General features: G+C 60.0%; 21 protein-coding genes. 12 read left to right on the forward strand and 9 right to left on the reverse strand.

The window, feature by feature from the left end:
- Window positions 1-5: 5 nt before the first annotated feature.
- From tsaE to trxA, 6 genes are all read left to right on the forward strand, one after another.
- On the forward strand, window positions 6-488 hold the full coding sequence (gene tsaE, locus TL5118_RS08285; RefSeq protein ID WP_058243766.1) for a tRNA (adenosine(37)-N6)-threonylcarbamoyltransferase complex ATPase subunit type 1 TsaE: 483 nt from the start codon (window positions 6-8) through the stop codon (window positions 486-488).
- Window positions 485-1,489 carry an aminoglycoside phosphotransferase family protein gene (locus TL5118_RS08290; RefSeq protein ID WP_058260779.1) on the forward strand — a complete coding sequence of 335 codons (1,005 nt, stop codon included), beginning with the start codon at window positions 485-487 and terminating at the stop codon, window positions 1,487-1,489. Before tsaE ends, TL5118_RS08290 begins: the two co-directional genes overlap by 4 nt.
- Entirely contained in the window at window positions 1,474-2,169 is a 696-nt protein-coding gene (locus TL5118_RS08295) for a nucleotidyltransferase family protein (protein ID WP_058243768.1), read from the forward strand. The genes TL5118_RS08290 and TL5118_RS08295 overlap by 16 nt, the downstream gene beginning before the upstream one ends.
- Window positions 2,162-5,110 carry a double-strand break repair protein AddB gene (gene addB, locus TL5118_RS08300; RefSeq protein WP_058243769.1) on the forward strand — a complete coding sequence of 983 codons (2,949 nt, stop codon included), beginning with the start codon at window positions 2,162-2,164 and terminating at the stop codon, window positions 5,108-5,110. The genes TL5118_RS08295 and addB overlap by 8 nt, the downstream gene beginning before the upstream one ends.
- Window positions 5,107-8,481 carry a double-strand break repair helicase AddA gene (gene addA, locus TL5118_RS08305; RefSeq protein ID WP_058243770.1) on the forward strand — a complete coding sequence of 1,125 codons (3,375 nt, stop codon included), beginning with the start codon at window positions 5,107-5,109 and terminating at the stop codon, window positions 8,479-8,481. The genes addB and addA overlap by 4 nt, the downstream gene beginning before the upstream one ends.
- A 74-nt stretch (window positions 8,482-8,555) precedes the next feature.
- On the forward strand, window positions 8,556-8,876 hold the full coding sequence (gene trxA, locus TL5118_RS08310) for a thioredoxin (RefSeq protein ID WP_058243771.1): 321 nt from the start codon (window positions 8,556-8,558) through the stop codon (window positions 8,874-8,876).
- 397 nt (window positions 8,877-9,273) lie between these two features.
- Here the strand turns inward: trxA and TL5118_RS08315 are convergent, their stop codons facing one another.
- Window positions 9,274-10,191: a UDP-N-acetyl glucosamine 2-epimerase gene (locus TL5118_RS08315; RefSeq protein WP_058243772.1), complete on the reverse strand. Its 918-nt coding sequence runs from the start codon at window positions 10,189-10,191 to the stop codon at window positions 9,274-9,276.
- 103 nt (window positions 10,192-10,294) lie between these two features.
- Between TL5118_RS08315 and hslV the strand changes: the two genes are divergently transcribed.
- Entirely contained in the window at window positions 10,295-10,864 is a 570-nt protein-coding gene (hslV, locus tag TL5118_RS08320) for an ATP-dependent protease subunit HslV (RefSeq protein WP_058243773.1), read from the forward strand.
- Window positions 10,865-10,926: 62 nt separating this feature from the next.
- A complete protein-coding gene (locus tag TL5118_RS08325; RefSeq protein ID WP_058243774.1) occupies window positions 10,927-11,991 on the forward strand; it encodes a hypothetical protein in 1,065 nt (354 codons plus the stop codon).
- Between the two features lie 66 nt (window positions 11,992-12,057).
- Here the strand turns inward: TL5118_RS08325 and TL5118_RS08330 are convergent, their stop codons facing one another.
- Window positions 12,058-12,453, reverse strand: coding sequence for a DM13 domain-containing protein (locus tag TL5118_RS08330; protein ID WP_058243775.1), 396 nt, complete (start codon window positions 12,451-12,453; stop codon window positions 12,058-12,060).
- Window positions 12,454-12,659: 206 nt separating this feature from the next.
- On the opposite strand from TL5118_RS08330, the gene hslU reads away from it, so the two are divergent.
- Together hslU and TL5118_RS08340 are read left to right on the forward strand one after the other, a co-directional pair.
- Window positions 12,660-13,967, forward strand: a complete 1,308-nt coding sequence (gene hslU / locus TL5118_RS08335) for an ATP-dependent protease ATPase subunit HslU (protein ID WP_058243776.1) — start codon at window positions 12,660-12,662, stop codon at window positions 13,965-13,967.
- Between the two features lie 58 nt (window positions 13,968-14,025).
- Window positions 14,026-15,126 carry an alpha/beta hydrolase gene (locus TL5118_RS08340; protein ID WP_058243777.1) on the forward strand — a complete coding sequence of 367 codons (1,101 nt, stop codon included), beginning with the start codon at window positions 14,026-14,028 and terminating at the stop codon, window positions 15,124-15,126.
- Here TL5118_RS08340 and TL5118_RS08345 read toward each other — a convergent pair whose 3' ends face one another.
- From TL5118_RS08345 to TL5118_RS08355, 3 genes are read right to left on the reverse strand one after another with little or no spacing between them, the layout of a single operon-like run.
- Window positions 15,127-15,723: a Smr/MutS family protein gene (locus TL5118_RS08345; protein ID WP_058243778.1), complete on the reverse strand. Its 597-nt coding sequence runs from the start codon at window positions 15,721-15,723 to the stop codon at window positions 15,127-15,129.
- On the reverse strand, window positions 15,720-16,751 hold the full coding sequence (gene mltA, locus TL5118_RS08350) for a murein transglycosylase A (protein WP_058243779.1): 1,032 nt from the start codon (window positions 16,749-16,751) through the stop codon (window positions 15,720-15,722). The genes TL5118_RS08345 and mltA overlap by 4 nt, the downstream gene beginning before the upstream one ends.
- Complete coding sequence (locus TL5118_RS08355; RefSeq protein WP_058243780.1) at window positions 16,748-17,404, reverse strand: Tim44/TimA family putative adaptor protein; 657 nt, start codon at window positions 17,402-17,404, stop codon at window positions 16,748-16,750. Before TL5118_RS08355 ends, mltA begins: the two co-directional genes overlap by 4 nt.
- 106 nt (window positions 17,405-17,510) lie before the next feature.
- Here TL5118_RS08355 and TL5118_RS08360 point away from each other — a divergent pair, with 106 nt between their 5' ends.
- Window positions 17,511-18,017, forward strand: coding sequence for an FxsA family protein (locus tag TL5118_RS08360; RefSeq protein WP_058243781.1), 507 nt, complete (start codon window positions 17,511-17,513; stop codon window positions 18,015-18,017).
- A gap of 55 nt (window positions 18,018-18,072) precedes the next feature.
- Window positions 18,073-18,555 (forward strand): protein-export chaperone SecB, encoded by a 483-nt coding sequence (gene secB / locus TL5118_RS08365; protein WP_058243782.1) that lies wholly within the window; start codon window positions 18,073-18,075, stop codon window positions 18,553-18,555.
- Between the two features lie 65 nt (window positions 18,556-18,620).
- Here secB and dnaQ read toward each other — a convergent pair whose 3' ends face one another.
- The 4 genes from dnaQ to TL5118_RS08385 are packed head-to-tail and all read right to left on the reverse strand — an operon-like array spanning window position 18,621 to window position 21,390.
- Complete coding sequence (gene dnaQ / locus TL5118_RS08370) at window positions 18,621-19,358, reverse strand: DNA polymerase III subunit epsilon (RefSeq protein ID WP_058243783.1); 738 nt, start codon at window positions 19,356-19,358, stop codon at window positions 18,621-18,623.
- A gap of 3 nt (window positions 19,359-19,361) precedes the next feature.
- Window positions 19,362-19,964, reverse strand: a complete 603-nt coding sequence (coaE, locus tag TL5118_RS08375; protein ID WP_058243784.1) for a dephospho-CoA kinase — start codon at window positions 19,962-19,964, stop codon at window positions 19,362-19,364.
- Window positions 19,961-20,794 carry a shikimate dehydrogenase gene (locus TL5118_RS08380; RefSeq protein WP_058243785.1) on the reverse strand — a complete coding sequence of 278 codons (834 nt, stop codon included), beginning with the start codon at window positions 20,792-20,794 and terminating at the stop codon, window positions 19,961-19,963. The genes coaE and TL5118_RS08380 overlap by 4 nt, the downstream gene beginning before the upstream one ends.
- Window positions 20,791-21,390 (reverse strand): Maf family protein, encoded by a 600-nt coding sequence (locus TL5118_RS08385; RefSeq protein ID WP_058243786.1) that lies wholly within the window; start codon window positions 21,388-21,390, stop codon window positions 20,791-20,793. Before TL5118_RS08385 ends, TL5118_RS08380 begins: the two co-directional genes overlap by 4 nt.
- Window positions 21,391-21,850: the final 460 nt, after the last annotated feature.

Raw genomic sequence — 21,850 nt, forward strand, 5'->3', positions numbered from 1 at the left:
GCGCCATGCTCAAACTGCACCTTTCCTCCGCCGAGGCCACCGCTGATCTGGCCCGTGCCATTGCACCCCTGTTACAGCCAGGTGATGTCCTGCTGCTGGAAGGCGGCATCGGCGCCGGCAAGACCCATTTCGCCCGTTCTTTGATCCAGTCACTTCTGCTGGAGCCTGAAGATGTGCCCTCACCCACCTTCACCTTGGTGCAGGTCTATGACGGCGAAAGCTGCGAGATTTGGCATAGCGACCTCTACCGCCTGTCTGACCCGGACGAAGCGGTTGAACTGGGTCTGGAGGAGGCTTTTGAAACCGCGATCTGCCTGGTGGAATGGCCTGATCGACTGGCGGATCTGACGCCGCAGTCTGCGCTGAACCTCACCTTCGCCGTCGCCGAAGAGGGCAGCCGTGATCTGACCCTCAGCTGGCAGGATGCCCGCTGGCTAGAACGGCTGAAAGATGTGATCGGATCTGACACGCAGGACGGCGCCGCATGACCCGCTCCGCCGCTGCATTTTTGGCGCAAACCGAATGGGCCGATGCCCGCCGCAGCCCGTTGGCCGGGGATGCCTCAGCACGGCGTTATGAACGCCTGCATCTGGGGCATAGAACCGCCGTTTTGATGGATGCCCCACCAGCCAGCGGTGAGGATATCCGCCCCTTCACCAAAATCGCCCGCCATCTGACCGGGCTAGGCTTTTCAGCCCCCGCCATTCTGGCAGAGGACGCCGCGCAGGGCTTTCTGCTGCTGGAGGATTTCGGCGATGCCTTGCTGGCGCGACTGACAGCGCAGGATCCTGCCTGTCAGACCCCGCTATACACCGCCGCAACAGATGTTTTGATCGCACTGCACCAAAGCCCACCCCCCGATGGGATTGAGGCCTTCACGCCGGATGTGATGATGGATCAGGTGGCCCCATTGTGGGATTGGTATGTGGGGCAGGGTGTGGCGCAACCCGAATTGGCAGAACGGTTTTCGACCCTGTTCCAGCCTATTTTGCGCCAATATGCCAATGATCAGTCGGTGATGATCCTACGCGATTATCACGCCGAAAACCTGATTCACCTCCCCGACAGAACCGGTGTTCGCCAAATGGGGCTACTGGATTTTCAGGACGCCAAAGCCGCACAACCGGCCTATGATCTTGTCTCACTGATGCAGGACGCCCGGCGGGACGTGCCTGAGGCGCTGGAGCGATCAATGATCGACCACTATTTGGCCAATTCCAGCCGGAATAGAGACGATTTTGAAACCAGCTACGCCGTGCTGGGCCTACAACGCAATCTGCGTATTCTAGGGGTATTGACCCGCCTTTGCCTGCATCTGGGCAAGGCGCATTACGTTGATTTTCTGCCCCGCGTCTGGGGGTATGTGCAGCGCAACCTTGCCAATCCGGTACACTCACAACTACGCCCGATACTGGCGGATTTGCCCACCCCCACCGCTGAATTTTGCCAAGACCTGAAAGACCGCGCCGCCACATGCCCAGATCTGTAAACCCCGATACCGTGATGCTGTTCGCCGCCGGGTTCGGCACCCGGATGGGGGCGCTGACGGCGGAGCGGCCCAAACCCCTGGTGCTGGTCGCGGGCCGCGCCTTGATAGATCACGCGTTGGATCTGACTGCCGCGGTAGGGATCAGCAAAACCGTGGTTAATCTGCATTACCGGGGTCAGATGATCCGCGATCACCTGGCAGGGCGTCAGATCCTCTTCGCGGAGGAGCCGGAAATCCTGGAAACCGGGGGCGGATTGAAGGCAGCGCTGCCGCTTTTGGGCCCGGATCCGGTGCTGACGCTGAATTCTGATGCGATCTGGCAGGGCCCAAACCCGATTGAGGCGCTTCTGGCGGCTTGGGATCCCACCCGGATGGATGCGCTGATGATGCTGATTCCGCCCAAACAGGCTCTGGGCTACGCAGGGCTGGGTGATTTTCACATGGCAGAAGGGGGTCAGCTCACCCGCGGGCCCGGTGCGATCTATGGCGGGGTGCAGATCCTTAAAACCGAAGGTTTGTATGAGATCAATCAAAACGCCTTTTCCTTGAACCTGCTTTGGGATCAAATGCTGTCAAAGGGCCGGCTGTTCGGCCTGACCTACCCCGGCGCATGGTGTGACGTTGGCAATCCCGACGGTCTGAAACTGGCCGAAGACCTGATTGGAACCAAAGATGTTTGACCCCAGCCCCCGCCCACGTGTCTACGGCGTGCCTTCGGGCGTTGATTTCCCCAAGGCGCTGGCGAACGGGTTGATGGCGCGGTCAGACCGCAGCCGCCCGGACCAGTTGGCCCGCGCGCAGGTTCTGCTGAACTCCACCCGTATGGCCCGCCGTGTGCGTGAGGTGTTTGATGCCGGCCCCGCGCTGCTGCTGCCACGTCTGGGGTTGGTCACCAATCCGGGCGCCAGTCTGGACACAGGCAAACGCCTGCCCGACATACCCGAAGCTGTTTCCCCCCTGCGACGACGGTTGGAGCTAACGCAGCTGGTCGACCGCCTGCTGGACAGCCAGCCGGATCTGGCGCCGCGGGCCTCGCTCTATGATCTGTCGGACAGTCTGGCCGCCCTGATGGATGAGATGCACGGCGAAGGTGTGGATCCCGATGTGCTGCGCGATCTCGATGTCAGCGATGAAAGCGGGCACTGGAAACGGGCGCTGGGGTTTCTGGACATTGTGCAGCACTTTTTCACCGATGCGCATGAAGCGCCGGACAAGGAAACCCGCGCCCGTATGGTGGTCAACGCGCTGGCTGAGGGATGGGCGGATGCCCCGCCAGAGCACCCGGTGATCATCGCAGGCTCCACCGGGTCGCGCGGCACCACGATGTTGCTGATGAAAGCCGTGGCGCAGCTGCCGCAGGGGGCGATTGTGTTGCCCGGCTTTGATTTTGACATGTCCGCGCAGGGCTGGGCCGATCTGAAAGACGCGCTGACCAGCGAAGATCACCCGCAATACCGCTACGCCAAACTGTTGGAAGAACTGGGCCTGACCCATCGTGATGTCGAACGCTGGGACACTAGCGAAGCGCCGTCAGAGGCGCGCAATAAGTTGGTGTCGCTGGCGTTGCGACCTGCGCCTGTGACCGATCAATGGCTGGAGGAGGGTCCACATCTCACCGGTCTGGATCAGGCATTCGCCGGGGTCACTCTGGTTGAGGCCCAGTCACAACGGGATGAGGCTCTGGCGATTGCTCTGCGCTTACGTCAGGCGGCGGAGGACGGCAAAACCGCCGCCTTGATCACACCGGACCGGATGCTGACGCGTCAGGTCAGTTCGGCCCTCAGCCGGTGGAACATCACGCCCGATGACTCGGCCGGGACGCCATTGCAACTGACCGCTCCGGGGCGCTTCCTGCGCCATGTTTCGGCTCTGTTTCACCGCAAACTGACCTCTGAGGCTCTGCTGGTCCTGCTAATGCATCCGCTGTGTCACACGGGCGGTAAACGCGGCGACCACTTGCTATTGACCCGCGAATTGGAGCTGATGATCCGCCGCCGTGGTATGCCGTTCCCTGATGCCGAGGTGCTGCGCGCCTGGGCCGTCGCGCGGGATGAAGAGATGGCAACGCCTTGGGTCGAATGGCTGATCGCCTGCTTCCTTGAGAAGGACATGGGCGGCAAGGCCATGCTGACCGATCACCTAACTGCCCATCTGGCGCTGGCTGAACGGATCGCCGACGGAAGCGCGCCCGAGAAAGTCAGCGAGCTGTGGCAGGAACAGGCGGGCCGCGCGGCTGAGGCGACGGTCGCCCGACTGCAAGCGGATGCCGATGCCGGGGGGGAACTCAGCCCGCTGGATTACGCCGACCTGTTTGGTGCGGTGCTGTCACAGGGCGAGCTGCGCAACCCCGATGAACCACATCCAAACATCTTGATCTGGGGCACGTTGGAGGCCCGTGTGCAGGGCGCCGATCTGGTCATTCTGGGTGGCCTGAATGAGGCCAGCTGGCCCGAAATGCCCAAACCCGACCCGTGGCTGAACCGCAAAATGCGCCATGATGCAGGTCTGTTGCTGCCGGAACGGCGCATTGGCCTGTCGGCGCATGATTTCCAACAGGCGATTGGTGCGCCCGAGGTCTGGCTGACCCGCTCGGTCCGATCCGAGGATGCGGAAACCGTGCCCTCGCGGTGGTTGAACCGAATGGTTAACCTGATGAACGGTCTGCCGGAACAGGGTGGTGTTGCAGCGCTAGAGGGTGCGCGCGCCCGCGGTCATCACTGGCTGGCGATGGCCCGCAAGCTGGAAGAACCAGGTACAACCGCACCGGCACCGCGCCCGTCCCCACGCCCGCCCGTTGCCGCCCGTCCGCGCCAACTGTCGGTCACGGAAATCCAACGCCTGATCCGCGATCCTTATGCGATCTACGCCAAACATGTGCTGCGTCTGCGCCCGCTGGATCCGCTGATGCGGGCCCCCGATGCCCTGCTGCGCGGGATCGTCACCCACTCGGTTCTGGAACAGTTCATCGATGACACCCAAGCCGATCCCGACGCGATGACTGCCGACCATTTGCGCGGACTGACAGACTCTATTCTGGCGGAAAACGTACCTTGGCCCGACACGCGCACCCTGTGGGAGGCACGTATTCACCGCATTGCCGATTGGTTTGTCGCCACTGAAAAGGACCGCCGTCAACGCGCCACCCCAACCCATTTTGAGGAAAAGGGTGAGCTGCGCATGGCCGAGCATGATTTCACCCTGACCGCCCGCGCCGACCGTATCGACATTGACGACATGGGGCGCGCTCATATCTACGATTACAAAACCGGCACGCCCCCCACCGCCAAGGCACAGATCGCGTTCAACAAACAGCTTCTGTTGGAGGCCGCGATGGTCAGCCAAGGTGCCTTTGAAAAGATCGGCATGGCCGATGTGGCGCGCGCCCTGTTCATTGGCCTTGGCGCCAAACCGGCCGAGGTCCGCGCCCCGCTGGAAGAGGAAACGGTCGAACAGGTTTGGGAAAAATTCGAAAAGCTCATCAGCCGCTATTTCGACCCCGCACAAGGCTACACCGCCCGCCGCGCGCTGTTCAAAGACGATGACTTTGCCGAATATGACCAGCTGGCCCGCTTCGGCGAATGGGATGTGACCAGCAAGGCGCAGGCGGAGGATCTGTCATGAAACGCAATGAGGCGACCGAAAAACAGGTCCGCGCCGCACGTCCAAACCATTCCACCTGGCTGTCGGCCAATGCGGGATCGGGCAAAACCCGGGTGCTGACCGACCGCGTGGCGCGGCTGCTGCTGGAGGACGTGCAACCGCAACACATCCTTTGCCTGACCTACACCAAGGCCGCCGCCTCGGAGATGCAGAACCGTCTGTTCAAACGGTTGGGCGAATGGGCGATGCTGGGTGATGACGCCTTGCGCGCGCAGCTGCTGGATCTAGGCGTGTCCGGCGCCGTCAGCAATGAGGATCTGCGCAACGCCCGCACGCTGTTTGCCCGCGCGATTGAAACGCCGGGCGGGCTGAAGATCCAGACGATCCACTCTTTCTGTTCCTCCCTCCTGCGCCGTTTCCCGCTGGAGGCGCGGGTGTCGCCCCAGTTTGCCGAAATGGAAGACCGCGCCGCCGCGCTGCTGCGGGCCGAAATCGTGCAGGATCTGGCCGAGGGTGAGTATGCCGATGTGGTCAAACGTCTGGCGCAGTTCTTTGGTGGTGAGGACTTCGAAGGGCTGACCGCGGGCATCGTCCACAAACGCGCTGCCTTGGCTGAACCGCTGGATCATGCGGGCGTCATGGCGCTGTTCGATCTGCCCGCTGATTTCGACACTACCTCGCTGGAAAAGGATGTTTTCCTAGGCGCAGAGGATGCGCTGATCGCTGACATCCTGCCCTATCTGGATGCTGGCACCAGCACCGATCAGAAGGCCGCAACCAGCCTGCGATTGATCCCGGAGATGTCACTGAAAACCCTGCCGATGCTGGAAAAGCTGTTCCTTTTCGGCGCTTCTGCCGCCTCACCCTTCGGGGCCAAAATCGGCAAGTTCCCGACCAAGAAAACCCAAGCCAACCTTGGAACCCTGCTGCCCAAGTTGGAGGATTTCATGCGTCGGGTCGAAGATGCCCGCGCCCGTCGTCTCAGCTTTGCCGCTGCTCAGAAAACGCTGGCGCTGCATGACTTCGCTGGGCTGTTCCTGCCTGCCTATGAGCGGCGCAAACAGATGATGGGCTGGCTGGACTTCGACGATCTGATCCTGAAAGCCCGCGATCTGCTGACCGATCCGGCGGTGGCGGCCTGGGTGCTTTACCGGTTGGACGGCGGCATTGACCACATTCTGGTGGATGAGGCGCAGGACACCAGCCCGGCCCAATGGAAGGTGATCGAACTGCTGGCGCAGGAATTCACCTCGGGCGAGGGCGCGCGGACGGACAAGGAACGCACCATCTTTGTGGTCGGCGATAAGAAACAGTCGATCTATTCCTTCCAGGGCGCGGACCCGCGCGAATTTGACCGGATGCAGGCCGAATTTGCCGACCGGTTGGGCGCGACCGAGAAGCCCCTGAACGCGATGGAGCTACAGTTTTCCTTCCGCTCCTCCCACGCGATCCTCAGCCTGGTGGATGAGACCTTCAAAGGCCGCGATCAATCCGGATTCCCCGAAGGGTCCGAACACCGCGCCTTCAAGGATCAGATGCCGGGGCGGGTGGATCTGTGGCCGGTGATCGACCCGACCAAAGACGATAGCGATGAGGAATGGGAAACCCCCGTCGACCGTCTGGGCGCCAAACATCACATGGTGCAGCTGGCCGATCGCATCGCCCGCGAAATCCGCCGGATGGTGGACGAAAAAGTCACTATTCCAGCTGAAATCGGTCATTCCGGCAGCTACCAGATGCGCCCGGTGAGTGAGGGGGATTTCCTCATCCTCGTCCAGCGCCGCTCGGCCCTGTTTGCTGAGATCATCCGCGCCTGCAAAGAACAGCGTCTGGCCATTGCGGGTGCTGACCGGCTGAAGGTGGGCGCGGAACTGGCTGTGCGCGATCTAGCGGCACTGATGTCATTCCTTGCCACGCCGGAGGACAGCTATTCACTGGCCGTCGCGCTGAAATCGCCGCTGTTTGGATGGGGCGAACAACAGCTTTTCGACCTCGCCCATCGCCGCAAGGAACGCCACCTCTGGCAGGCGCTGCGTAACCGGCGGGCAGAGTTCCCTGAGGAGTTGGCCGTGCTGGACGACCTGCGCAGTAAGGCCGATTTCCTGCGCCCCTATGACCTGATCGAGCGGATCCTGACCCGGCATGATGGCCGCCGCAAGCTGCTGGCCCGTCTGGGGGACGAAGCCGAAGATGGCATCAATGCCTTCCTCGCTCAGGCGCTGAGTTATGAACGCAGCGCAGTGCCGTCGCTGATCGGCTTTCTGCAATGGATGGAAACCGATGAGCTGGAGATCAAGCGCCAGATGGATGCGGCCTCGGACCGGATCCGGGTGATGACGGTGCATGGATCCAAGGGTTTGGAAGCGCCGATCGTCATCATGCCTGACACCGGCAAACGGCTGGTGCAGCTGCGCGACGACCTGCTGGAAGAGGACGGGCAGGTGATGTGGCGCGTCAGTTCGGACCAAATGCCGGCCAAAATGACCGCGGCCCGCGATGCCCGACTGGCAGCGGAGGAGGCAGAGCGTGATCGCCTGCTCTATGTCGCAATGACGCGGGCGGAAAAATGGTTGATTGTAGCCGCGGCGGGCGATCTGGGGAAAGACGGCAACGCCTGGTATGACAAGATCGGCGCCGCGATGGACCGGCAGGGCGCTGGCGAACACGACTTCCCTTTCGGCACCGGTAAACGGGTGAGCCACGGCAATTGGTCGACGGAACCGGCGCCTGCAAAACAGGCCGAAACCACACCAGAGGTCACCTTGCCCGCCTGGGCCAGAACGGAGGCCGCAGCGCCTGCGCAGGGGCAGGGCACGCTCAGCCCCTCAGACCTTGGTGGTGCCAAGGCCCTGCCGGGAGACGCCGGGCTGGATGAAGAGGCCGCTAAAAAGCGTGGCCGTCAGATCCACCTGCTGCTAGAGCATCTGCCGGACGTGCCGCAGGCGCACTGGCCCGCACAGGCGGTCAAACTGCTGGCCACGGGCGAGGATGCGGCGGGCGACGACGCGGTGGCAGCCCTGCTGGCGGAAGCAACGGCCGTCCTGACCGACCCCGACCTGCAACACCTGTTCACCGATCAGGCGCTGGCGGAGGTCTCGGTCACCGCCACGCTGAAGGCTCTGCAAGGGCGGCGTATTCACGGCACCATCGACCGCCTCATTATCGATCACGACTCTGTGCTTGCGGTGGATTTCAAAACCAATGCCACGGTGCCTGCGGGCCCTGCCGAATGCCCCCTGGGCCTGTTGCGGCAGATGGCGGCCTATGCCCATGCTTTGCAACAGATTTACCCGGACAAACAGGTGAAAACAGCGCTGCTCTGGACCCGAACCGCACAGCTGATGTTGTTGCCTGAAACATTGGTCACACAATCCCTTGAGGCGCCCCTCTGACCGCTATGTCATCTTGACGCCGCTCAGGCGGATACCTAGGTTCGCCTTCGAACTCAGTCTTTAGGAGAGAACTCATGGCCACCGTCGCTGCCACCGATGCCACCTTTGATGCCGAAGTCAAACAGTCCGATGTCCCCGTTGTTGTGGACTTCTGGGCGGAATGGTGCGGCCCCTGTAAACAGATCGGCCCGGCCCTGGAAGAGCTGTCGGCTGAGATGGAAGGCAAAGTGAAAATCGTCAAAGTTGACGTTGACAGCAACCCGCAGGCCGCTGCCGCCATGGGCGTGCGTGGCATCCCGGCGCTGTTCATCTTCAAAGACGGTCAGGTGATCTCAAACCGTGCCGGCGCCGCACCCAAGGCCGCGCTGCAGAGCTGGATCAACGAGTCGATCTAGGCCCGCACATTTGGGACATCGAAAACACCACAGACCCCCGGCCCGATGGCTGGGGGTTTTGCCTTTCAATGTTCCTCAAATACTCCCGGGGGGAGCGCGACAGCGCGATGGGGCAGCGCCCCGCCGATCGGCCTTAGGGTCAGGACCCATTAATCCTGCGCCGCTGGTTTGAAAGATTTTTTCTCTGACAAGGAACAGGGGCGCAGGATTAGTGGTTCTATTTCAAGGACCTGTGACGCAAGCAGGGGGGAAATCTGTCAAATCCTCCGGACGCGCGAACCGCTGCAAAGCAGCGGCCTTGACCGCTTGGGATTGACCCTGCCAGTCCCTTCGCGATCAAAACCCCTGCTTTTTTGCCGTTCACGCGCCAGCGGTGCAAGATTAATGGGTCCTGACCCTAGATCGGCCAGCCACCGCGGCGGATCGCCTGACGGATCTTATTCTCCGCCTCCTCGCGGCCCGCGTTGATCGACATTTCCTGCCAGAACCACCAGATGTAGCGCGCATACTCCGGTGCCTCAGCCTGCACCGCATCAAAAGCGGCATCGCGTCCGTTGCGGAACACATCCCCGGCAATGTGGTGGAAATCGACCCGTGCGAACAACACGCAAGGTTTGCCGAAGAAATAGCCGTTGAACGCCACTGAGGAGTTCTGCGTCACCACATAGTCACAGCGCGCCAGCATCTCCTCCATCGGGGCCTCACGCAGGCTGAGCCGGGGAAAACGTTTGGCCAATGTCTGCAGCTTGGCGCGCTCAGCGCCTGTCACAATCTCATTGGGGTGCAGCGTCGCAACCACCCGGCGGCCGGGATCACGTTGCAACGTGGCCACCAACATTTCGATGGGGGAACAGGTTTGAAAGGACCGGCGTTCTGCCAGACGGCCCTGCAGCGGCACGTAAACAAACCCATCCCGGCCTATATCCTGCACCGCATCCCCAAACAGGCGTTTGCGCCAGAAATTGTAGAATTTCTGTGCTTCGCCGCCGTCAATCTTCTCGGGTTTGAAGCGGGCTTTGGCGACCCGCCAGTCCCAGCGTTCCGTGGTCGGCTCAATCTGCCAGAACGGGTAGTGATAGACCCGGCGCATGGTCAGGCCGCGTGCGTTCAGCGGCTGATCCATATGAAACATCGCATAGCTGTTACGTGTCTCACTCTGGCTGCGGTCTGACAGTGTATTGCCGTGGATGGCGGTCGAAAACCCACCCTTTTCCAGAACCGTGATCACCTTGTTGATGAAGTTATGTTTGCCCGCCTCCGCAGAGGATCTGAGCCCCGGTTCCAAATAGAAATCAACGTGTTTTTCAACCATCATGTGGCGAAGCTACGGGTTGCGTCCGCGCAGGGCAAGGCTGACGCGCACCTCTTGTGTTGATGCGGCGCAGCTTCCATATAGGCGCAGACGATAGGAGGCAGACATGGCAGACGACAACACATCGGGAACCTTCCCCGGCTGGCACGGCACCACAATCATCGGGGTGCGCAAAGGGGGCGAAGTGGTGATTGCCGGTGATGGGCAGGTCTCGCTGGGCCAGACCGTGATCAAAGGCTCCGCCCGCAAGGTGCGCCGCCTCAGCCCCGGCGGTCATGACGTGATCTGCGGCTTTGCAGGATCCACCGCGGATGCCTTCACCCTGCTGGAACGGCTTGAGGCCAAACTAGAGGCCACGCCCGGTCAGCTGGCCCGCGCAAGCGTTGAGCTGGCCAAAGACTGGCGCACCGATAAGTACCTGAAAAACCTTGAGGCCATGCTGATCGTCACCGACGGGCGCGACATGTTCGTGATCACCGGTGCCGGCGATGTGCTGGAGCCGGAACATGACGTCACCGCGATCGGGTCCGGCGGCAACTTTGCCCTGGCAGCGGCGCGCGGCATGATGGACAGCGACCGCAGCGCTGAACAGGTGGCCCGCGACGCCATGGCGATTGCCGCTGATATCTGCGTTTATACCAACGGCCGGCTGACGGTCGAAACCATCAAGGGCTAAGCCCCGTGACAGGCCGGCGCTTGCTGGCCTTTTTTATTTTCATTGCGAACAGGATATTCACCATGATTGACCGCGACGATATTCGCGCCGCCGTAGGATCTGGCCTGCTGAGTGAGGCACAGGCTGCTTCATTGGCGGCCCTGGCAGACAGCCGCAGGGGGGCGCGAGAAAACCTGGCGCCGGGGGATGAACCGTTTGAGCTGTTCAAAGGCTTCAATGAGATCTTCATCGTCATCGGATTGATGATCCTTGCCGGTGGCTGGATCGCAGTGAATTCGCTTTCAGCTTTGGGTGAGATCACCAATGTTCAGCTGAAAGTTGCCTCAACCGCCGCCGTTGGGGCGGTGATCCTATGGGCGCTGTCGGAATATTTCATTCGCCGCCGCCGGATGGTGGCACCCGCCATTGCCCTTTCCGTGTTTTGGGCCGCCAACGCCGGGTCCGGCATCACCGCCTATTTTGCCCAGCCCTTTATGGTCGCGCAGGAGGATCTATCGTCGCTCCCGCTGCCATTGGCGCTGACCACCGCCGCTGTGGCGCTCTACTGGCTGCGCTTCCGGGTGCCGTTTGCGATGGCATTGATCGCCGTCGGCGTCTTTGCCCTGGCGTTGATGATGGGGGCAAATCGCGCAGGCACGCCGGAAGACATCAGCGATCTGTTCCTGCTGTCTGCGGATGGGCCTTTCGCCTTTATCACCCTGGCGGTTGGGGTGGCGGTCTTCGCCGTTGCGATGATTTTTGACATGTCGGACCCACACCGTGTGACCCGCCGGTCAGCTCAGGGGTTCTGGCTGCATGTGGTGGCGGCCCCTGCATTGGTGAACACCATTGCCCTGTCACTGCTGAACAGCGAAAGCGCCTCGGCCTATACGATCCTGATGATCTGGCTGGTGGGCTTTGCGCTGGTGGCCATTATCATCGACCGCCGGTCATTCCTGATCGCCGCGATTGGCTACACCGTCACGCTGGCAGGCACCGTCTTTGATGGCGAAGGGGCGGCGATGACCATCTTGTTGCTGGGCATCTTCCTGGTGGTTCTGGGGGCCTTCTGGGCGCGGATCCGCGCCGCACTTCTGGCCCCGTTGGAGGCGATCCTGCCGCTGCACCGGCTACCCCCGTCCCATTAAACCGACATTTCGAACACAAAAAAGGGCAGCGCGATGCTGCCCCTTTGTTACAGGTGATTTCTGCGATTATTTCAGTTTCGCCACACCCAGCGGGACGCTGGCAACCTCACACCAGATGTAAACCTCATTGTATTGCGAGATCCCTTTGGTCTTGGGCACCGCATAATACTGTTTGCCCTTCAGACGCAGCAGCGCGCCAAGGTGGCTGTCAGGGTCATAGGTGCCATCTGTGCCAAAACCCACACGCGGGTCAGGACCGCCATCTAGCGAGAAGTCATCGCCCAGCTCGACCACATATTTGTCTTCAATCTCAACAATTTGCACGGATCCGCTGGTCACATGGTTTGACCGGCCCTCAAACGTACCCTTTTCCCCGATCATCGCAGCGGATGCGGAGCGGGCAAGGGTGCTGACGGCGGCGGTGGCGGCGGTGGCGGCAAAAAACTGGCGGCGGTTCATCATTTTCGCTCTCCTCTCATGTAAGCTCCCCCTCATGAGAACAGGCGCGATGCGGCGAAGATAGCCATGCTCACCGCGCTGTGACGGCCCGTTATGGGGTGTGACCCTTTGTGACAGCCCCCCCGGCATGAGCACACGCTTGCCGATCACCTTGCGTTTTCGGCCACCGTGCTTAGGTTCCCCGGTGACAACAAGAAAGCATGAGACACATGACCGATCTGACACCGCGTGAAATCGTATCCGAGCTGGACCGCTTTATCATTGGCCAAAATGACGCCAAGCGGGCCGTGGCCGTGGCGCTGCGCAACCGTTGGCGGCGCAAGCAGCTGTCGGATGATCTGCGCGATGAGGTCTATCCGAAGAACATCCTGATGATCGGCCCCACCGGCGTCGGTAAAACTGAAATCTCCCGCCGTCTGGCCAAACTGGCCCGGGCCCCCTTTATCAAGGTTGAGGCGACCAAGTTCACCGAAGTGGGCTACGTTGGCCGCGACGTGGAACAGATTGTACGCGATTTGGTGGATGCCTCAATCGCCATGACCCGCGAATTGATGCGCGAAGACGTAAAAGCCAAGGCGCGTCAGGCGGCTGAGGATCGTGTGATCACCGCCATTGCTGGCGAAGATGCCCGCGAAGGCACCCGTGACATGTTCCGCCGCAAGCTGATCGCGGGTGAATTGGACACCACCATGATCGAACTGGATCTAGCGGACACCTCAAACCCAATGTCGATGTTCGACATTCCGGGCCAGCCGGGCAACCAGATGGGCATGATGAACCTTGGCGATATCTTCGGCAAAGCCATGGGCGGCCGCACCACCCGGCGCAAGATGACCGTTGCCGAAAGCTATGAGATCCTGATTGGTGAAGAGGCGGATAAGCTGCTGGATGATGAGACCGTCACCAAAACCGCCCTCGATGCGGTGGAACAGAACGGCATCGTGTTTCTGGACGAAATCGACAAAGTCTGCGCCCGGCAGGAGGCCCGCGGTGGCGATGTCAGCCGTGAAGGTGTGCAGCGCGACCTGCTGCCCCTGATCGAGGGCACCACCGTCAGCACCAAACACGGGCCGGTGAAAACCGACCACATCCTGTTCATCGCCTCGGGCGCCTTCCACATCGCCAAGCCTTCGGACCTGTTGCCGGAACTACAGGGCCGTCTGCCCATTCGGGTGGAGCTGCGGGCGCTGACCGAAGAGGATTTCGTGCGCATCCTGACCGAAACCGACAACGCGCTGACCCGTCAGTACACCGCACTGATGGGCACCGAAGAGGTGGAGGTCACCTTTACCGAAGAGGGGATCGCAGCGCTGGCCAAGATCGCCGCTGACGTGAACCAAAGCGTTGAAAATATCGGAGCGCGGCGTCTTTACACCGTGATGGAGCGTGTTTTTGAAGAGCTAAGCTTCACCGCGCCAGACCGGTCCGGCCAATCTGTCACCGTGGATGAAGCCTTCGTGCAGGAAAATCTGGGCGAATTGACAAAATCCGCCGACGTCAGCCGCTACGTCCTCTAGTCAACGCAGTCGAAACGCACTAGCTCTGGGATGTCTTGATGGCACCCGGAGCATTGCTTTGCGTCTTTTTCTGATCTCATTTTTTATCCTCCTGACCGCCTGTGCCGATCGACTGGCGGTGCCTGTCTCAGATGGTCCCTTAGCGGGCGGCGATGAACAAACCATTTTGGTCGCTTCCCTTCGGGACAGCATGGGGACCGACTGGTTCACTGGCGACCGCGCAGAAACTCTCAGCTTCCTTGATGTTGATGTCGCCATTCCGCCGGAACGTGACACAGGTCAGCTGCGGCTGCACCGGCACGCAAATGTCGATCCTGCGAAGTATTTCACCATCACGGACCGGCAGGATTACGACAGCCGCCACGCCTTCAGCCAGGCCATTCAGAACCAGATGAAAGATCTGCCGCGCAGTCAGCAGGATCTGGTGATCTACGTGCATGGCTACAACAACAGTTTTGCCGATGGCGTGTTTCGCGCAGCGCAGATGGCGCATGATTTTGATATCACCGGCGCCATGCTGCATTTCAGCTGGCCCTCAGCCGCCAATTCGCTGGGCTACACCTATGACCGCGACAGCGTGCTTTATTCCCGTGACGGGTTGGAGGAAACGCTGCGCGCCGCCGCCGATGCCAATCCCCGCAGGATCATTCTGATTGGCCATTCGCTGGGCACCATGCTGGTGATGGAGACCCTGCGCCAGATAGAAATCAAAAGCCCCGGCTGGGCCGACCGCACCCTTGGCGGCGTTGTGCTGATTTCGCCGGATCTGGATGTGGATCTGTTTCAGGCACAGGCCCGGCGCTTTGCCGAACTGCCGCAACCCTTTGTTATCTTTGTCTCAAACAAAGACCGCGCGTTGCAGCTAAGCGCCATGATCAATGGCTATCGCCCACGTCTGGGCGGCCTTGAGAGTGCGGAGGAGCTGTCAGAATTTCCGCTGACCCTGATCGATGTCAGTGAATTTGCCGAAGGGCTGGGACCACAGCATTTCACCGTTGGCACCTCACCTGCTTTGATCAAGATCCTGGGCGCCGGCAGCGAGTTGCAATCCGCCTTTGACGAAGATCGTGCGGCGCGGTCTGGTCTGCTGCCGGGCACAGTCATCACCGCCCAACGGGCAACGCAGGTGATCCTGTCACCGCTGTTGTTGACCCAGTGATCAGCGGCTGCGGCGCAGGTAGACGTAATAGGCGCCACTGCCGCCGTGACTAATATGGGCCTCTTGCACCTGCATCACGATGTGGTTCAGCGGCGCCATTTTCAGCCATTGCGGCACATTGTGTTTCAACACGCCATAGCGCACCGGGATCGGCCCACCCTCATCGCGGTGTTTGCCTTTGCCGGTGATCACCAGCACCAGACGTTTGCCCTGGGCATGGGCCCGCTGCACAAAACCGATCAGCGCAGGATGTGCCTTGTCCATGGTCATACCATGCAGGTCGATCCGCCCCTCAGGCACCAGTTTGCCGCGCTTCATCTTGCCGTATTGTTTGGCATCCATCTGCACCGGATCGCGGCGCAGCCCTTCGCTGATCGAAGGGGCCAGACTGTGCCCCGCGCCTGTGCCACCTGCCTTGGAGCCAACCTGAAACATCTCCAGATCAGCCGGGCTGTGATGCGCCTTGGGCTTCTTCATCGGTTTGGGTTTGGGCTTTGGTAGCTCCGCGCGGGGGCGTTCCGGGTGCAAACGCTCGGCGGTTTCCGCCACCTTCTTCCACAGCGCAACCTCTTCATCGTTCAGGCGGCGGCGGCTCATTGCTCCTCCTCCAGAACCGAGGCATAGGCGCGCTGAATAGGCATCAGCACATACATACGGCCGGGATCACGCAGACGGCCTGCCGCCTTGCCCGCGGTATCCCCGGTGCCAAAGAAGATATCGGCCCGTTGCGCACCTTTGATCGCGGATCCAGTGTCCTGCGCGATCATCAGACGGCGCATCGGGCCTTCGCCATCCTTTTCCACCCAGACAGGCGCGCCCAGAGGGGTGTATTTCGGATCAACCGCGACCGAGCGCAGCGCGGTGATCGACCGGTTCATCGCCCCCAGCGGCCCCTTTTCCGGGCTGACGCGGGTCACTTTGCGGAAGAACACATAAGAGGGATTGTGACGCAGCAGCGCCGTGCCATCGATAGGATTGCGGCGCACCCAGTTCTGGATCACCTGGGCAGACACCTGATGTGATTTGTAGATCCCGCGGCGGATCAACTCCTGCCCGATGGAGCGGTACTTGTGTCCATTGTTGCCGCCATAGCCCACCCGCAGATGCGCGCCTGACGGCAGGCGGATACGACCAGACCCTTGGATTTGCAGGAAAAACAGCTCCACCGGGTCATCAACCCAGGCAATTTCCAACCCGCGGCCCTTCATGGTTTCGCCGGTTTCAATCTGTTCACGGGTCAGCCATTGCCCCTTGGCTTCGCGGGGTTTGGCATAGACCGGAAACCGGTACCGCGCTGTGGGGGTCAGGGATCCGTCCAGCTCAGGCTCAAAATAGCCGGTGAACAGCGCCTCTTTGCCCGCCTCTTCGATCAGAACGGGTCGGAAAAACAATTCAAAAAAGGCGCGGGGGTTTTCGATGGTTTCCGCCACAGCACAGAGCGCGGAATAGTCCACCTGATCCATATCCATGCAGGTGTTCAAAAACACCTGCAAAGCGCTGGCGTGGTCGTCCTTTTCCCAGCCTTCAAGGTCCTGAAAACTCAGGACCTTATAAGACAGGTCAGCCTGGGCTGAGGTTGCGGTAAGCAACCCCGCCAGGGACGCCGCCGCCAGTCTTGCGATCATTCGCCTGTGGCCACCAGCTGCCAGTTGGGGTTATCGCTGCCCATCTGGCGGGCAAAGGTCCAAACATCTTTCTGACGTTTGATCTCATCCTTTTTACCCTCGATGATGTCACCTGCATTGTCGCGCACGACCGAGGTCATCTCACCCACGAAGCGGACGGTAATTTCTGCCAGGTTATTGACCGAGATTTCGGCATCCAGCAGCTGCACTTCGCGCACGCCAATGAACTCAGCCTCAACAGACAGGCCCTGGGCGTTGCGGCTTTCGATCACTTCAGCAAAGCTTTCGTAGACGTCGGAGCCGAGGAACGGCTTCAGCTCAGCCAGATCGCCCCGCTCAAAGCCCATCAGGATCCATTCATAAGCCGACCGGGCGCCGCCGATGAAATCCGCCACACCAAAACCGGGTTCAATGCGCTTCATCGCAGCCAGCGCTTTGGCGGCATCGCTGTCTTCGGCAACATGGTCCGTGATGTCGCGGTCAGGGCCGCCTTCGATCACCTCAAATTGGTTCTGACGGCGCGCATTGTTCGGCGCCTCGCGGGTGACCGGTTTCTCAAACCCCTCGCGCGTGCCCAACACATTTCTCAACCGCAAAACCAGAAAGATTGCGATCCCAACCAGTACCAGAGTTTGCAACATCGTGGAGTCCATTCTATCCCTTTCGACGCATGGGCGTTTAAACACCCTGTTAGGAACCTTATGTAGGTGAGGCAGGCGGCCAAGTCCACTGCGGCAACTTACCAGAAAGGGTCAAAATATGTGGCTTCTCTTTGCGTTTATCGGTGTTCCGATCATTGAAATTGCTCTGTTCATTCAGGTTGGCGGTGCAATCGGTACACCTCTGACGCTGCTGATCGTGGTTCTGACGGCGATTTTGGGCACCTACATGGTGCGCCAACAGGGACGTCTGGCGATCGGAAACCTGCAGAGATCCTTTTCTGAACTGAACGATCCCACCGAACCGCTGGCCCATGGTGCCATGGTGCTGATTTCCGGCGTACTGCTGCTGACCCCCGGCTTTTTCACCGATGCATTGGGCTTCGCCCTCTTGGTGCCGGCGATCCGGTCGGCGGTCTTTCGCTATGCCAAATCCCGGGTGAAGGTTCAGACCTTCTCGATGGGCGGAAGCAGCCAAGGTATGGGGCACGCTGCACCGCATCATGATGCCTCATCTGCCGCCGAAGACGTCATTGATGGTGAGTTTACCGAGGTAGATCCCAACAAACGCGCCACCCATCAGCCCTCGGTCTGGACCAAGCATTGAGGCGCATAGGCCTTCCTGTTAAGGAAGGTCGGAAAGTCTATTTTGGGAGAAGAAAATGGCTGACAACGGTGCTGCACAGCCGCAGGCCCCCGCGATCAAGATGAACATCCTGAACCAGTTCATCCGCGACATGTCCTTTGAAAACATCCTGGCCCAAAAGGGCGCCCAGGGTGAGGTTCAGCCGGACGTCAATGTTCAGGTGAACCTGGATGCCAAGAAACGCTCGGCCGAGCATCAGTACGAAGTGGCGATCAAGCTGCAGGTGACCTCGGATAACAAATCCGGCGGTGACAAACTGTTCATTCTGGAACTGGACTACGTTGGTCTGTTCCACATTGAAAACGTCCCCGAGGACCAGCTGCATCCGTTCCTGCTGATCGAATGCCCGCGCCTGCTGTTCCCCTTCCTGCGCCGCATCGTGTCCGACGTGACCCGCGACGGTGGCTTCCCGCCGCTGAACCTGGAAAACATCGACTTCATGCAGCTCTACCGTAATGAGCTGGCGCGCCGCGCACAGGCCGAAGCCCCTGCGAACTAAGCATCGGTTTCTGGTTAAAATTCAAAGGCCTGGCAGATCACCTGCCGGGCCTTTTTTGTTGGCGCTTATTGGCCAAGCTTGGTCCAAAGCGCATCATCGCCCATCTTGGCGACAAATTCGCCATGTGCCTCTTTCTCGGCCTCAGTGATGCGCGGGGGCAGGGGTGCTGGCCGCGGGAACGGGCGCCAATCATCGCCTGAGGCCCCATCACCGCCGCCGGATGTTGCAACGCTCGACAGGGCGAAATCCGGTTGCCGGCCACCGATCATTTCCAGATAGACGTCAGCCAGAATTTCCGAGTCGAGCAACGCGCCGTGCAGCACCCGGTTGGAGTTGTCGATGCCATAACGACGGCAGAGCGCATCCAGCGTCGCTGGGGAGCCGGGGAATTTCTTGCGCGCCATAGCCAGCGTATCCAGCGACTGATCCATCGGCAGGGTGCGGAAGCCGTTGCGCCGCAGCTCTGCATTCAGAAAGCGCATGTCGAACTTGGCGTTATGGATCACCATCTGGGAATCCTGCACAAAATCCAGAAACCCCTGCGCCACCTCTTTGAACGGCGGTTTATCGCGCAGTGTCACCTGCCCGGGTTGGGGATCTTGTGGCGGTTCCAACAGATCCGGGCCGATCCCATGCACACCAAAAGCCTCATTCGGCATCATGCGTTCAGGGTTGCAATAAACGTGATAGGTTTTGCCGGTCGGCATGTGGTTGAGCAGCTCAAGACACCCGATTTCAACGATCCTATCGCTGCCCTCAGCCTCAAATCCCGTGGTTTCGGTATCGAGAACAATCTGACGCATCGCTTAAGCCCCCTTTTCAGCCCCCATACGGGCCCGAATATCGCGCAGCACCTCATGCACCTGTTCGCGGGCATGGTCCAGCGTATCTGTCTCAATCTCATAATCAGCGCGCGCGCGTTTTTCGGCAATAGGCATCTGTTTGGCGCGGATCGCTTCAAACTGTGCTTCGGTCATGGTGCCCCGCGCCATCACCCGCTGTTTCTGAGTGTCGGCATCGACGTAAACTGTAGCGGTGGCATCCATCGCCTGATCACCGCCGGTTTCAAACAGAAGTGGGATGTCAAAGACCAGAATGTCAGCCTCCGCCGCAGCGATAAATTCCGCACGATCTGCACCGACCAAGGGATGGACAATCGCCTCAATCCGTTTCAGCACGCTGGCGTCGGCTGAAATCAGCTGTTTCAGCACCTCACGTGACACAGCGCCGTCAATGATCGCCTCGGGGAAGGCATCTGCCATAGCGGCCACTGCGGCGCCGCCTGCGCTATAGATCCGATGTACGGCGGCATCCGCATCCCAGATCGCGCAGCCCTCAGCGGCGAAAAGCTTCGCCGTGGTGGATTTCCCCATCCCGATGGACCCGGTCAGCCCCAGTTTGAACGTCATCTCAGAAGCACCGCACGGATATCAGCATCCACCACCGGACGCTGACCAAACCAACGCTCAAATCCCGGCACGGCCTGATGGATGAGCATCCCCAATCCATCAACGGTCACGCAGCCCATTTCTTCGGCTTCGCGCAGCAGCCGGGTCTGCAGTGGGTTGTATACAAGGTCAGTGACCAGGGCGCCCTTCTGCAACCCATCCAGCGGCACCCGCAGTTCCTGTTGCCCCACCATGCCCAGGCTAGTGGTGTTCACAACGGTGGCAGAATCCTCCAACATATTGCCGGCCTGAACCCAGTCTACCACCTTGATTTTAGTACCAAAATCAGATTGCAGCGCCTCCGCCCGCACACGTGTTCTGTTGCTAAGGAAAATCTCAGGTACACCGGCATCCAGCAGGGAGGCCAGGACCGCCCGCGCCGCACCGCCGGCCCCCAGAACCGCCGCAGGTCCGGCATTGGCATCCCAATCCGGCGCGTTCTGACGCAGGTTTTCAATGAAGCCATAGCCATCCGTATTGTCGGCATGGATCCGGCCATCCTCCAGGAAGATCAGCGTGTTTGCAGCACCGATAAGCGTGGCACGATCCGTCACCACATCTGCCAGCCGAATGGCGGCCTCTTTATGTGGGACGGTGACGTTGACCCCGACAAATCCCGCCTTGGGCAGCGTCCGCAGGACCTGTTCAAAATCCTCCGGCGCAACATCCATCGGAACGTAGTGACCCGGCAGCCCCATCTTGCGCAGCCAGGTGCCATGCAACAGGGGGGACTTCGAATGCGCTATGGGGGAACCGATCACCCCAGCCAAAGGAATTTTGGGCCCGCTCATTGTTGCAAATCTCCTCGCAGGGTCAGGTAGTTGAGCATTTCCATCAAAGGCAAACCTAGAACAGTGAAATAGTCGCCGTCTACACGTGAGAACAGGCGCACACCTTCACCTTCCAGCTGGTAACCGCCGACACAATGCGAAATCTCCGGCCAGTTGCGATCCAGATAGCCATCCAGGAAATCATCCGAAAACGCCCGCATCCGAAGCCGCACCTGACCGATGTGACGCCAGATCGGCTTGCCGCCCTCACATATAACTGCTGCTGATAACAGCATATGACGCTCCCCGCGCATCTGCTGCAACTGGCTACGGGCCTCTTCAACACTCGCAGGTTTGGACAGTAGCTGCCCACCCAGGTCCAAAACCTGATCACAGCCAATAACGAGCGAATCAGGATTTTTTTCGCTTATTTTCAAGGCTTTCATCTCGGCCAACGTATCCGCAACGTCCCGTGGCGGCGCATTTTCGGCCAGCAGAGAGGCCTTCACCATCTCTTCATCGATTCGCGGCTTGATGATTCGCACTGGAATCCCGGCATTTTCCATCAGCTGGCGCCGAATTTCGGATCCCGACGCGAGTATCAGTTTTTTTTCCATTTTTTTCGCTCATCCGAACGTGTGGATAACCCAGTGGGAAACCATACGAATTCCCCTGTGGAGAGGTTTGGATGGTTCCGTGAACTTTTTCAAGCTGTGAGAAACTCACCCAACTTCAAGGCGAATCCCCATTCCTTCTCCCCTTGGGGCAATGATAACCGCGAAACTGTGGGAATCCGGGGATCTCCCGCCGGACTCCAAAGTTTTCCAACAGAGCTATAAACAGCCAAACCGGACCGCTAAGCTATTGAGAAATAAGTTCAGAATCGGGGCTCTAAGCACCCTGCAGGATTCGGTTTTCCAGACAGTTTTCAACAATGAGAAAATCACGTGAAAAGCCCTTGGGATAAGTCGCTAATCCACAGAAAATCACCTGCCTATTATCAAAATCAAAAAAATCTTTTTCTTAAATTTCTTTAAGAGGGCTCTCAGGCGCATTCTCAGATCGTGCTCATGACCG

Origin of the sequence: Thalassovita autumnalis, from assembly GCF_001458255.1 — a bacterium.
GTDB classification, from domain to species: domain Bacteria; phylum Pseudomonadota; class Alphaproteobacteria; order Rhodobacterales; family Rhodobacteraceae; genus Thalassobius; species Thalassobius autumnalis.

What these genes read in the sequence shown, in the direction of transcription:
- trxA (WP_058243771.1), top strand. Translation starts at nt 8,556, where the DNA reads ATGGCCACCGTCGCTGCCACCGATGCCACCTTTGATGCCGAAGTCAAA.
- TL5118_RS08295 (WP_058243768.1), top strand. Translation starts at nt 1,474, where the DNA reads ATGCCCAGATCTGTAAACCCCGATACCGTGATGCTGTTCGCCGCCGGG.
- TL5118_RS08315 (WP_058243772.1), bottom strand. Translation starts at nt 10,191, where the DNA reads ATGATGGTTGAAAAACACGTTGATTTCTATTTGGAACCGGGGCTCAGA.
- mltA (WP_058243779.1), bottom strand. Translation starts at nt 16,751, where the DNA reads ATGATCGCAAGACTGGCGGCGGCGTCCCTGGCGGGGTTGCTTACCGCA.
- TL5118_RS08385 (WP_058243786.1), bottom strand. Translation starts at nt 21,390, where the DNA reads ATGGAAAAAAAACTGATACTCGCGTCGGGATCCGAAATTCGGCGCCAG.
- addA (WP_058243770.1), top strand. Translation starts at nt 5,107, where the DNA reads ATGAAACGCAATGAGGCGACCGAAAAACAGGTCCGCGCCGCACGTCCA.
- TL5118_RS08330 (WP_058243775.1), bottom strand. Translation starts at nt 12,453, where the DNA reads ATGATGAACCGCCGCCAGTTTTTTGCCGCCACCGCCGCCACCGCCGCC.
- secB (WP_058243782.1), top strand. Translation starts at nt 18,073, where the DNA reads ATGGCTGACAACGGTGCTGCACAGCCGCAGGCCCCCGCGATCAAGATG.
- TL5118_RS08380 (WP_058243785.1), bottom strand. Translation starts at nt 20,794, where the DNA reads ATGAGCGGGCCCAAAATTCCTTTGGCTGGGGTGATCGGTTCCCCCATA.
- TL5118_RS08355 (WP_058243780.1), bottom strand. Translation starts at nt 17,404, where the DNA reads ATGGACTCCACGATGTTGCAAACTCTGGTACTGGTTGGGATCGCAATC.
- TL5118_RS08325 (WP_058243774.1), top strand. Translation starts at nt 10,927, where the DNA reads ATGATTGACCGCGACGATATTCGCGCCGCCGTAGGATCTGGCCTGCTG.
- addB (WP_058243769.1), top strand. Translation starts at nt 2,162, where the DNA reads ATGTTTGACCCCAGCCCCCGCCCACGTGTCTACGGCGTGCCTTCGGGC.
- TL5118_RS08290 (WP_058260779.1), top strand. Translation starts at nt 485, where the DNA reads ATGACCCGCTCCGCCGCTGCATTTTTGGCGCAAACCGAATGGGCCGAT.
- TL5118_RS08360 (WP_058243781.1), top strand. Translation starts at nt 17,511, where the DNA reads ATGTGGCTTCTCTTTGCGTTTATCGGTGTTCCGATCATTGAAATTGCT.
- hslV (WP_058243773.1), top strand. Translation starts at nt 10,295, where the DNA reads ATGGCAGACGACAACACATCGGGAACCTTCCCCGGCTGGCACGGCACC.
- hslU (WP_058243776.1), top strand. Translation starts at nt 12,660, where the DNA reads ATGACCGATCTGACACCGCGTGAAATCGTATCCGAGCTGGACCGCTTT.
- coaE (WP_058243784.1), bottom strand. Translation starts at nt 19,964, where the DNA reads ATGACGTTCAAACTGGGGCTGACCGGGTCCATCGGGATGGGGAAATCC.
- tsaE (WP_058243766.1), top strand. Translation starts at nt 6, where the DNA reads ATGCTCAAACTGCACCTTTCCTCCGCCGAGGCCACCGCTGATCTGGCC.
- TL5118_RS08345 (WP_058243778.1), bottom strand. Translation starts at nt 15,723, where the DNA reads ATGAGCCGCCGCCGCCTGAACGATGAAGAGGTTGCGCTGTGGAAGAAG.
- dnaQ (WP_058243783.1), bottom strand. Translation starts at nt 19,358, where the DNA reads ATGCGTCAGATTGTTCTCGATACCGAAACCACGGGATTTGAGGCTGAG.